The following is a 10,589-nucleotide window of genomic DNA, read 5'->3' as shown; positions in this document are numbered from 1 at the left end:
GTAAGCGATCGCTCCGGCACGGGGCCCACGGCGAGAGATGATGACACTGATGCGTTTCCACGGAGACGGTCCCACGAACTCGGTAGTCATTCTTCGAGCATGACACCGACGGGTCAGACATACAGTGGCGAAGGGGAACCGACGAGTATCCGCGATTGCCTCGACGCCAGTCTTGTACCTCACATTCGAATCACCGCAGAGCGCACGACATGCGGGGAAGGGGCCGGGCCTGCGGGAGATCGCCTTCCGACCACCAACTCCCGATGAACTGGTGCGGCGAGGAATCGACTATTCGGCGAGTTGACCGAGCATTCCGCCCGCGACGCTCGCGGTAAAGGCGTCCCAGGCGTGGGGCGGGAAGGCGAGTGCGGGTCCTGTCGGGTTCTTCGAGTCGCGCACACCGACCGTGCCGTCGGCGAGGAAGGCGACCTCCACACAGTCCTGGCTGCCGCCGCTGTGGCTGCTCTTGAACCAGCGAGCCATGGATAGATCAGCGCTCACTTCGCGAACTCCCTTGCCTTGTCCCGCAGCAATTTCCTGCTGTCCTGCTCATTCAACGCTACCTGTCCGAGCGCAGCGTGCGCGCGGTGATACCGCCGCACGAGATCCGCATCATCGAAGTACATGGCTCCCGTGTAGCCCTCGGCGTAGACGACGGGAGGTTCGGCCGGCCGTCCGTCCCCGGACTTTCCGAAACTCAGGATGGTGAAAGGACCGGTCAAGTCGCCCAGCGGAAGGCCGGCGGCGAACGGCAGGACTCGGATTCGGATGTTCGGTCGAGTTCCGGCGTCGGCGAGGTAGCGCAGCTGTGCGTCCATGATTCGCCGGTTCCCGATGACCCGGTGCAACGCCGACTCGTCGAGGATGATGTCGGCCGGTACGGGATCCGACTTCTTGGTCAGCAGTACCTGGCGTCGCACCCGCATCTCGACCCGGCGGGCGATCTCGCCGTCCGATTCCGACGGATGTGCCTGCCGGGTGACGGTTCGCGCGTAGATCGGGTGTCTGAAGCAGACCGGGAATGAGTTCTTGGAATGAAATCAGCTTCGCGGCAGCCGCTTCCAAGCCCATGTAGACATCGAAGCTGACCGGGATCAGATCCCCGTATTGATGCCACCAGCTCTTACTGTTTCCCTGCTGCGCAAGGCCTTTGAGCGCTTCGGTGGTCGTATCGTCTGCGCCGCAGACTTGGCAGATCGCGTCGACGTCCCACAGCCGGATCCGGTCGGCGGTGCCTGTCTCGAGCCGCTGGACCGTGGTGGCGCCGCGTTCGATGCGGCGCGCGAGCTCCGCGATCGTCAGGCCGGATCCCTGACGGAGCTCCCGGAGATACCGGCCGAGCTGACGGCGGGGGAGCGTCGAACTGATATCCACCATGACGAGCTGCCTCCTTTGGATGCGGCGGTCCAGGGTTCTGGATGGACACCGCGGTGTTCTGGGACGACGAGCTTGGACTTCTGATGAATCCCAACGGATCATCCACACTCGCTTGTCGGTTCACGACGAATTCGCTGTGCTGGGACTGCATCTGGGGCGGGGCGCGCTGAACAGCCGTCGGCCCCTCCCATCGAACCGAGGCATCGCCAGTGATGACAGCAGATCGAGTGGAACGGCCTGGGCAGGCAAACCCGTTGGCGCGCATACGCGGAGAGGACTACGTGGCAGTTGGTGAGCGTATCACCGAGGCCGACGGGTTACGTGCGGTATGGCGGTCGACCCGGGACCCACGGGGCCGCATCGAGATATCGGCCGTATTCGACACCGGCACCGCTCCGGAACAGGTCCAGCGGTTCGCGCCCGGTACGGACCTGGCTCAGGCGCGTGAACTACATCCGAAGTGGAATCGATTGTGGGACAACGTGAAGCGAGATTTTTGGGCAGACATAGCTGCTTCGGCCGGCTGCTCACCGGTGACCAAAGGGGAGGACCCTCGATGAGAAATGCGAGTCCCATGCGTGCGCCCTCATCCGAGGAACCTGTCGCCGCCTCCGCGCCTGATCGCGGCGCGGACTCCGCTCCGGGGAGGGCCCTCGCCCCCGTCTTCCCGGCCGGGCCAGGCGAGCTGCTGATCGGACATCCATCGAGAAGGGGTGGCGTATGAATGGCTCCAACCCCACCAGGGAAGAGGCGGAATCGATTGCGGCTCTGCGGGATGTCGCCGGTGCGCTGGCGGTCATGTCGGTGGCGCGCAGCAAGGCTGTCGGGTTGGTACGTACCGAGATCTCGGGGGCCGACACGGCTCGGCACGACATCGAAATCCAGTGTCTTGCTCACCATCTCGGATTTCGCTGGCTGTGCACCTTGCGCCCACCCGAGGGTGCCCGAGACCCCATCGGCGACATCCTCGCGATCGCGGCGGGGATGGACGCGTCGGCCGTCCTCGTCTACGACCTGGCCCACGTCGACGATCGGCCCGACCGCGTGAGCGCCGACTTCGACCTGGCCACCGTCGCACCGCCTCGGTTGTGGCTCGCCGGAACGACGGGACCGTATGCCGTAGAACCACCGCCGTTGAACGACTGCACCTGGGAGCCCACTCACCTCGAACGAGACTGCGCTCGCCGCTTGTGGGAGGTCCACCGTGATTGTTTCCCCGGCTGCCTGGCCGGGCTCGCGGCGAGCGCAGCACTGTCGGCACTGGACGAGGTCGACTGATCGACACAGAGCAGAGGTGCACGCGTCGCTGCTGATCTGGCTCGGTGTGAACAACCATGATGTCGTGCTGCTCGAGGGGGCGGTTCAACGGCGAAGTTGCTTGCGATGCAAGGTAATTCAACCTGTCGATACTTGTGCGCTCAGGTCTGGACACGGGGGAGTTCATGCGTATTCAGGGAACAGTAGGCGCGCTTGCGGTGGTGCTGGCTTGCGTGATCGCGGTTTTCGGGAGCGGTACCGCGGCAGCCGAGCCGCTGGCCGACAAGTCGCGGGATACGGTGACCGATGACGGCTGGCATATGCGGATCACCAAAACCGAGGAAAACCTCGACAGATACCCGAATCTCGCGGCCACCCCGTTCACTCGCGAGGGGTTCGTCAGCTTGAAAGCCGTCGCCGATATCGACGGAGACGGAACCGCGCCCGTGAATGCGGGCTCGATCGCCCTCGGTTATCAGATCGGCTGCCAGGTCGATGTCACCAACGGGATGTCGCTGGGCCTCGCGATCGGGCCGAGTGTCAGCATCGGTGTCTTCTCCAGTATCGGTGGTAGCGCGATGCTGTCGCCGACGGTGAACCTGAAGCCGGGGACCATCGCCGACATTCCTTTCAGGACGAAGCCGTTGGCTGGTCGTCATGGCTCAATCACGTCCGATCAAGTACACATCAAGATCGACGGTTGCCTCGGGCCGGTGAGTCTGCGCTCCTATGCGCAGATCACCATCTCGACGCCGAATGCGGACAACTCCCTTGCCGTATACGGCGACCCGATCTATCTGTGAGACAACAGATGTCGACGGTCAGGATGCGGACTCCGCAGGGGTACTGCTATGGCGTGCTGCTGGCGGTTCTGGCGTTGGTGATAGGTTGCGGCGCTGTCGTCGGCGCACGGAACGCGCCGCATGCCGACGCGAAACCGATCAACCCCTATGTGCCGTGCTCGCAATGGCAGGTAGAACACCCGGGTTGGCCCTGCTTCGGCAATTTCCCCGAGATCGAGGAGCCCAGCCCGCCTCCCACGCCTCCGCCGTCGGCCGGTCCCGGCCTGCCGACCCCCGCGCCGCCTCCGGCATCACCGCAGACGACGACCGCACCCCCACCGGCGGCGGCCCTCACTCCACCGCCCGCGCCCCCCTCGGACGATCCCTGTGACGCGATCATTCCGGTGCCCGACTACGTCCCACCGGCCTTGCCGGGCAACCCGCCGAACGCCCCGTGCGGACACCGTCCGCCGACGTTCCGCGAACTGCTCGACTACTTCCTGCGGACACCGGTCAGACAACTCACCGACGGTCAATATCCGGACGGAGATACGCTGCTTCAGCGGGTGAATGCCTGCGTGAACCACGACGACCTCCACCGTCCGCAATATCCTGATGCCTATGGGTTCGAGGACAGTACGTGGACCGTGGTGGGAATGGAGCGCGGGCTCGGTGCCGAACGAGCGATCCTCGGCTGCGACGCGGCGCGCCATATGATCCTCGACGGCAACACCCGCTACGACGGCAAAATTCACGACCCTCGGTCCAATCCCAGGGCGTTCATGTACTGCATGCAGAACATCATGCGAAAGCCGAACAGCGCGAAGATCGACACCAGGACGGGCAACCAGAAGTTCGTCTACCAGTACGCTCCCGGGAAAGAAGCCGTGATGTACGTGGGTCCGGCGGAAAATGGTGTCCGTCAAATCCGGACCGTCTATACGAACAGCGATCCCGACGACTGGGTCGGTTGCGCGGGTCCATCGATGGCGGGGCCGATCCGATGATCTCCGAGCAGGAATTCACGCGGCTGCACAGGCAGGAGTGGGAGCGGCTGAAACAGTGGCCCGCGTCGGACTTTCGCCGGGCGGTCGATTCGCTCCTGTCCGTTGTCTGTTCGTACTTCACCGATTTCGAGACCGACGAACGTCAGGTGGTGGACGCGTTCGGTGACTACATCGCCGGCACTGCCGGGTCGGAGGTCCGGCCGGTCGGCGACTTCGAGCAGTTTGCGGCCGGCCATCTCGCTCAGTTGGCGCACCGTCACGCTTCTGTGGTCCGTACCGTGCGAGCCACTCGCCGAGCCGAAGACGACGAGAAGTACGGGTGGAGGATCGGCAATGAAGTGTCCTGGCGTTTCGGTGGCGAGGTCGGGGCACGTGGTGACTGGCGTGCCGACAAGCTCTTCGTCCATGCGGCGATCGCCGATCGCACGCTCACCCCGTATCTCGGTCTGTCGCGCATCCGCGGCGCAGCACGCTCGGGCGCGATCCGAATCCCTGACGACGAACGGGAATTCCTCGACGCTACCGCGCGGTGGCTGACCAGTTGGGAGGTCGAGCCGGAGCGCAGGCCCGAACTGGAAACTCGGGCACAGCGCGACGCGGTGGCGGCGGCCGGCCGTTTGATGCGCGAAGCGACCGCCCTGCACGAACTGTCGGATCTCGACGAAGAACTCGACAAGCTACCCCCGACCCGCTGGGTGTAGCCAGGCGGCTGCCGCCTCGCAGGAAGTGGTCAATCGACCAGTGAAATAACGCTGCCGCAGGGCGCGCGCCTTCTGCTCACAGGACGCCTGTCCGTTTTACGAAAACGCTAACTGGGGGGCTGCCGGAGCCCCTATTCTCACCAAGCACGAGGTGACGCTGTCGGCTGACGGCGAATCCCCTGCCGCGCTTGTTGGTTCATTCTCTGGAGTCACCCCCTTTGTCAACCCCACCTTCCGACCTGGCTGCGGCCCCCGGCTGCCCTGTTCATCAGGCCGGCACCCCCTTCGACGCCGACGGCCCCCGAATCGTGCTGGACACACCGGCATTCGTCGCCGACCCCCATCGCGCCTATGAGGCGATGCGCCGTCGCTTCGGCTCCATGGTGCCGATCGAACTGGCGCCCGGCGTGCCGGCGACGCTGGTCATCGGCTATCACACCGCCTTGCAGATCCTCAACGATCCCGACCATTTCCCGGCCGACCCGCGGGCATGGGAGCGGACCGTACCCGCCGATTGCCCGGTGCGGCCGATCATGGAGTGGTACCCGAACGTGATTCGCAGCGCGGGCAGTGCGCATGCGCGGTATCGGCAGGCGTTCACGGCGGCCTTCGACCGGGTCGACCTGCACGAATTGCACACCACCGTCGAGAAGATCGCCATCCCGCTGATCAACGAGTTCTGTGAGTCGGGTTCGGCGGATCTGGTGTCGCAATACGCGTTTCCGCTGGCTTTCGAGGTGCTGAACCGTATGGTCGGCTGTTCGGCGGATCTGGGCCGGCGCGTGGCCACGGGGATGGCGGCGATCTTCGACACGGTGAACGCCGCATGGGGTATGGACCATATGAGTCAGGCGCTGATGGAGCAGGTTCAGTTGCGCCGCGCCGAGCCCGCCGACGATGTCACCTCACATCTGGCCCACCATCCGGCTAAGCTCAACGACGAGGAGATGGTTCGGAACCTGATCGTCTTCTACGGCGGGGGCATCGAACCGCAGCAGAATCTGATCTCCAACACCCTGTTGCTGATGATCACCGACGAGCGTTTCGGCGGCGACATCCTCGCCGGCAGCCTGTCGACTCGCGATGCGCTCGACGAGGTGCTGTTCAGCGATCCGCCGCTGGCCAACTTCTGCATGACCTACCCTCGCCAGCCGATTCTGATCGACACCACCTGGCTGCCTGCCAACCAACCGGTAATTATCAGTCTGGCCGCGTGCAATAACGATCCCGAGATCGCGGGCGGCGATCGCACCGGTAATCGCTCGCATCTGGCCTGGGGCGCGGGCCCGCATGCGTGCCCGGCCCGTTCGGTGGCGTATCTGGTGGTGCAGGACGCGATCGATCAGCTGCTCGACGCGCTGCCGGAAATCCGCCTCGCCGTCGACCCGAGTGAGATCAGCTGGCGGCCCGGGCCGTTCCATCGCTCGATGACGGCACTGCCGGTCACCTTCCCGCCGTCACCTCGGCTGCATCTGGTCTAGGTGAGGCGGTAGGCGGTGTAGCGGACCGTGTTCGCTTCCCGAATCGCCGAGGCGACGAAGAGGGACTGTTCCAGCTGTGCGAACCGCGGATCCGAGGTCTCCAATCGCACGACCAGGCGGAAATAGTAGTCCGACGGATCGACCGGATCTCCGCGCAACGAGGCGTCCAGCACCTCCGGCGCTCCACTGCGGATGCCGGAGGTCCGGAGGTAGATGTGGGCGCCGGCCGCGGTGCGCGCCGAGTAACGGGTGTCGATTTCGATGGCGCCGTCGGGGCGGATCACCTGCCAGTCCGCGCCGCCGGGAAGGATGTCGGCGTCGAACAGGCCGCTGACCCGGCCGCCGACGATCGGTACCACGCGGCGGTGGCCGGCGCGGGTCACACCATGGTCCTCCGGTGGGCCGAGGCGTGCCTCCACCTGGAACGCCACCTCCAAGCCGGGGACTGCCGGGGCGCTCATGACGACCACACCGGCAGTTCGATCCGCGAAGGAGACACCGTGCTGTGTGAAATCTCTTGCGTCGCAAGGTGAATGGCGGCTGCGGTGGCGGCCGGCTCGCCGGATCCGGGATTGCGGGCGTATCGCGGGTGGGCGCCGGAGCTGATCTGCACGCTGATGCGGTGGCCGGCCGCGAACCGGTGGAACGTGGGCCACAGCCGCACCTCGATATCCCGGAAACCGTCCGCGTCCGGCGCCGGATCGGTCTCGGTCGTGGCGATGCTGCCGATGCGGCGGATACCGTCGCATACGGTCATCGACCGCCCGTCCGGGTGGAGATCGCAGATCCGGACGAAGATGTCGGCGCTCGGTTGCGACGATCGAAAGCTGATGCGCGCCACCGGTTCTCCGGCGACAGCGACCGGGGTGGTGAGCGGCTCGCCACGGAATACGGTGACGTCGGCGCGGCGCTCGTGTGCGGCGTTGTCGACCGGGCTCGACGTCGGGCCCAGGCTGGGGCCGCCGACGGCGGGCGTGGGATCGGCGGGGTCGTAGACGTAGCTGGTGATGCCGCCTTCCGGGCGATCCGGGCCGAGTTTGCGTGCGGCGTGCAGGTACAGCGTTTCGCTCGCCGTTCCGGGAGGTGGCCAGGTTTGCAGGTCGTGCCATCGTTCGGCGCCGGTGAGATAGGCGCGCACCGGTGCTACCCGCTTGCTCGGAGCATCGGCGAAATGCTCTTTCAAGAATTCCACCGTCTCGGCGACCGTCGGTGCGCCCATATCCCGGGTGAGATGCCCCCACGGGCCGACAGTGAGGCGCGGTGGTCGTCCCGCTTCGGCGAGTTGTGCGTAGTTGCGCAGCTGCCACGGCAGGAAGATGTCGTACCAGCCGGTGATCATGTACACCGGCGCTGTGACGTCGGGGACCGAGGCGGTATGCGACTGCTGGGTCCAATACTCGTCGGTGAGCCGCTCGTGTTCGACCCAGTCCTGGTACCAGTGCACCGTGCGACCGTTCGCGGCCACATCGCCGCCGGACAACGGGAGCACGTCGAATGCCTTGCGCAGCTTGCGATCCGGTCGCAGCTGACCCAGCACCAGGGCGAGCAGTTCACGGTGGATCATCCGGTCCATCATCTGCGTCCAGCCGAGCGCGTTGCGCAGTGCGAAGGCCGCGTTGTCCCAGGTGATGGCACCGAAATCGGGCATCGTCACGACCAGGCAGAGGGCATCGGGCGCGATGTCCGGGTTCTCCTTCTGCAGCTTGCCCGCCACTGCCCACTGGGTGAAGCCCATATAGCTGGCTCCGAAGGTGACCACCGGCCCGGTGCACCAGTCTTGTTCGCGAACCCAGCGATGGGTGGCGATACCGTCGCGCTGCTCGTCGATCTGGGGGGTGAACACACCGCGGGAACCCCAGGTTCCGCGGCAGCTCTGGAACAGTACCGGAAAACCCTCGCGGGCCAGGGCACGAGCATGGCCGGCGACGGGTCCGCTGCGCCCGTACGGGCCACGGATCACGATCGTGGGAAGCCTCGGATCGGGCTTGCCGATCGGCGTGATCAGGTCGGCGAGCAAATCGACACCGTCGTCCATCGGGACGCGCAGGTTCTTGCGGACGGCGATGTCGTGCGGGCCGGGAACGAGTCCCGTGATGATCCGCGCTTGTATCCACCGCGAAAGGCGCTGGCGGGGCGTGCTCATTCGGTGTCCTCCGAGGTCTGGAGTCGTTGGAGAGCCTCGCGCAGGCGTTCGAGCGCGGGGAGGGCGGTGGCCAGCGCGGCGCGGTCCTCGGGATCGAGAGTCGCCGCCGCGGCAGTGATGAGAGCGCCGCTGGCCTGGTCGAATCGGGCGAAAAGATTGTGCGCCCGTGCGGTTGTCGCGATTTCGACGTGGCGTCGGTCGCCGGGCCGGGGGCGGCGCTCGACCAAGCCGCTCGCCTCCATCGCGGTGAGCAGATTGCTGACCGTGGGACGGCTCAGCCCGAGTCGTTCGGCCAATTCACTCGAGGTGCTGACGGTGCCGGGCGGCAGAGCGCGGACGATTTCGATCTGCGCATCCGGGATGTCCGGAAGATGTTCGGCGGCACGGGCGGCGGCGAGCAAGCTCCGGCGCAGCGGTGAGATGACCCATGCCAGCCGTGCGGGATCGAGATCGGTCACGAGACATGCCCCTCGTTGGACGGCGGGGTCAGCGACGGCCGGTTGTTGAGGGTGTCGCGATCGAATCCGGCGGCCTTCTTGTAGCCGGTGGCGATGGCGGCCAACTCTTTCGGCGAGATGACGTCGTGGATGTGCGCGAACCCGTTCGGCGCGCGTTCGTGGGCGAGAACCATGACTTGCTCGGGACCCTGCTTGCGGTTGCTGTGCACCAGGGCTGTCGTGGCGGGGCGTCGATCCTGCTCATAGGCGGCGAGAGCCTCGTCGGGAGTGCGCGCGGTGGCCAGGTGGAACGCGAGGGTTCGGGCATCGAGGATGGCTTGTGATGCACCGTTCGAACCGTTCGGGTACATCGGATGTGCCGCGTCTCCGAGTAGTGTGGTGCGCCCGTATGTCCAGCGGTTGAGCGCGTCGCGGTCGACCATCGGATATTCGAGTATTTCGTCTGCGGCACCGAGTAATTCGGGTACGTCCAGCCACTGGAAGCGCCAGTCTCGGAACAGATCCACTATCTGCGCCGGTGCGACTGCGCGATTCCAGTCGGCATTCTGCCCGCCGAATCCGACTGTCCGGCGCTCGGCGATGAAATTGATCGCGTCGCGGATCGGATACGCCACGAACTTCTGCTCGGCATCACCGGCCATGATCATCGTGCGACCGTCGAGGAAGCCGGGAAGCTTCGCTGTCCCACGCCACAGCGTCAGTCCGTTCCAGACGGGTGGGCCCTCGTCCGGCTGATGCTGGTGGCGTAGGGCCGAATGAATGCCGTCGGCGCCGATGACCAGATCGGCGTCGACCGTCGATTCGCCTGTCGCCGTGGCGAAGTGGGCTCGGCCGTCGGTGTTCGCGGTGAGTAGGCGATGTCCGGTGCGGACGGTCTGCGCGCCGAGCCTTTCTTTTACGGCATCGAGCAATTCCCTCTGCAGCCGGCCGCGATGCACCGACAGTTGCGGCCAGTGATATCCGGCTTCGAGACCGCGCGGCTCACACCAGATCTCTTGTCCGAACCGGTTGTAGTAGGCCAGTTTTCGCGGCGCCACGCCCAGGGTGGCCACTCGCTCGCCGAGGCCGAGTTCGGTCAGCTCACGCACGGCATGCGGAAGCAGATTGATCCCCACGCCGAGCGGTCGCAACTCATCGGCACGCTCGTACACAGCGACATCCCGGAACCCGGCCGCATGCAGGCTCAGAGCCGCGGCGAGGCCACCGATGCTGGCGCCGACGATCACGATCCTCATGGGCGGACAGTTTTGCAACAAAACTATTCCTGGTCAATGGGTGTGGTCGCCCGCGGTACGGCTCGGGGGCCGAAGTCGCCGGGGTTGAATGTCGAGATCCGCGAGGTGCTGCGGACGGCTACCTGCATACGATCTGCTCGCCCTGCCG

The 10,589-nt window shown here is 65.7% G+C and carries 11 protein-coding genes and 1 pseudogene; 5 read left to right on the top strand and 7 right to left on the bottom strand.

The genetic code is table 11. The annotated features are described in order from the left end of the window. Positions 1–288: 288 nt before the first annotated feature. From IRT45_RS15475 to IRT45_RS37755, 3 genes and pseudogenes are all read right to left on the bottom strand, one after another. The gene (locus IRT45_RS15475; RefSeq protein WP_309240976.1) at positions 289–501 is read right to left on the bottom strand and encodes a DUF397 domain-containing protein; all 213 of its coding nucleotides are present in this window, start codon (positions 499–501) and stop codon (positions 289–291) included. Beyond that, positions 498–998 carry a DUF5753 domain-containing protein gene (locus IRT45_RS37760; RefSeq protein ID WP_309240978.1) on the bottom strand — a complete coding sequence of 167 codons (501 nt, stop codon included), beginning with the start codon at positions 996–998 and terminating at the stop codon, positions 498–500. The genes IRT45_RS15475 and IRT45_RS37760 overlap by 4 nt, the downstream gene beginning before the upstream one ends. 214 nt (positions 999–1,212) lie before the next feature. Further along, positions 1,213–1,377: pseudogene (locus IRT45_RS37755) on the bottom strand (helix-turn-helix domain-containing protein); the annotation flags it as partial. Positions 1,378–2,097: 720 nt separating this feature from the next. On the opposite strand from IRT45_RS37755, the gene IRT45_RS15465 reads away from it, so the two are divergent. From IRT45_RS15465 to IRT45_RS15445, 5 genes are all read left to right on the top strand, one after another. Further along, on the top strand, positions 2,098–2,655 hold the full coding sequence (locus IRT45_RS15465; RefSeq protein ID WP_194806549.1) for a hypothetical protein: 558 nt from the start codon (positions 2,098–2,100) through the stop codon (positions 2,653–2,655). Between the two features lie 278 nt (positions 2,656–2,933). Next, positions 2,934–3,437, top strand: coding sequence for an MspA family porin (locus IRT45_RS15460; RefSeq protein WP_309240975.1), 504 nt, complete (start codon positions 2,934–2,936; stop codon positions 3,435–3,437). Between the two features lie 53 nt (positions 3,438–3,490). Further along, the gene (locus IRT45_RS15455) at positions 3,491–4,423 is read left to right on the top strand and encodes a hypothetical protein (RefSeq protein ID WP_194806547.1); all 933 of its coding nucleotides are present in this window, start codon (positions 3,491–3,493) and stop codon (positions 4,421–4,423) included. Further along, a complete protein-coding gene (locus IRT45_RS15450; protein ID WP_194806546.1) occupies positions 4,420–5,124 on the top strand; it encodes a hypothetical protein in 705 nt (234 codons plus the stop codon). The genes IRT45_RS15455 and IRT45_RS15450 overlap by 4 nt, the downstream gene beginning before the upstream one ends. Before the next feature lie 218 nt (positions 5,125–5,342). Further along, positions 5,343–6,605 carry a cytochrome P450 gene (locus IRT45_RS15445; RefSeq protein WP_194806545.1) on the top strand — a complete coding sequence of 421 codons (1,263 nt, stop codon included), beginning with the start codon at positions 5,343–5,345 and terminating at the stop codon, positions 6,603–6,605. On the opposite strand, the gene IRT45_RS15440 is transcribed toward IRT45_RS15445, so the two are convergent. The 4 genes from IRT45_RS15440 to IRT45_RS15425 are packed head-to-tail and all read right to left on the bottom strand — an operon-like array spanning position 6,602 to position 10,441. Further along, positions 6,602–7,066: a DUF3237 domain-containing protein gene (locus IRT45_RS15440; protein WP_194806544.1), complete on the bottom strand. Its 465-nt coding sequence runs from the start codon at positions 7,064–7,066 to the stop codon at positions 6,602–6,604. The two genes, IRT45_RS15445 and IRT45_RS15440, sit on opposite strands and share 4 nt — an antisense overlap. Beyond that, positions 7,063–8,748 (bottom strand): CocE/NonD family hydrolase, encoded by a 1,686-nt coding sequence (locus IRT45_RS15435; protein WP_194806543.1) that lies wholly within the window; start codon positions 8,746–8,748, stop codon positions 7,063–7,065. The genes IRT45_RS15440 and IRT45_RS15435 overlap by 4 nt, the downstream gene beginning before the upstream one ends. After that, a complete protein-coding gene (locus IRT45_RS15430) occupies positions 8,745–9,206 on the bottom strand; it encodes a MarR family transcriptional regulator (RefSeq protein ID WP_194806542.1) in 462 nt (153 codons plus the stop codon). The genes IRT45_RS15435 and IRT45_RS15430 overlap by 4 nt, the downstream gene beginning before the upstream one ends. Further along, positions 9,203–10,441, bottom strand: a complete 1,239-nt coding sequence (locus IRT45_RS15425) for a flavin-dependent oxidoreductase (RefSeq protein ID WP_194806541.1) — start codon at positions 10,439–10,441, stop codon at positions 9,203–9,205. The genes IRT45_RS15430 and IRT45_RS15425 overlap by 4 nt, the downstream gene beginning before the upstream one ends. Positions 10,442–10,589 lie beyond the last annotated feature (148 nt).

Origin of the sequence: Nocardia sp. BSTN01, from assembly GCF_015354405.1 — a bacterium.
Lineage (GTDB): Bacteria > Actinomycetota > Actinomycetes > Mycobacteriales > Mycobacteriaceae > Nocardia.
Note: the sequence above shows the minus strand (reverse complement) of the source record. Positions and strands in the feature narration are given on the sequence as shown.

Bases quoted from the DNA above. Each gene is read 5' to 3' on its own strand.
- IRT45_RS15465 (WP_194806549.1), top strand. From the start codon at position 2,098: ATGAATGGCTCCAACCCCACCAGGGAAGAGGCGGAATCGATTGCGGCT.
- IRT45_RS15450 (WP_194806546.1), top strand. From the start codon at position 4,420: ATGATCTCCGAGCAGGAATTCACGCGGCTGCACAGGCAGGAGTGGGAG.
- IRT45_RS15440 (WP_194806544.1), bottom strand. From the start codon at position 7,066: ATGAGCGCCCCGGCAGTCCCCGGCTTGGAGGTGGCGTTCCAGGTGGAG.
- IRT45_RS15435 (WP_194806543.1), bottom strand. From the start codon at position 8,748: ATGAGCACGCCCCGCCAGCGCCTTTCGCGGTGGATACAAGCGCGGATC.
- IRT45_RS15425 (WP_194806541.1), bottom strand. From the start codon at position 10,441: ATGAGGATCGTGATCGTCGGCGCCAGCATCGGTGGCCTCGCCGCGGCT.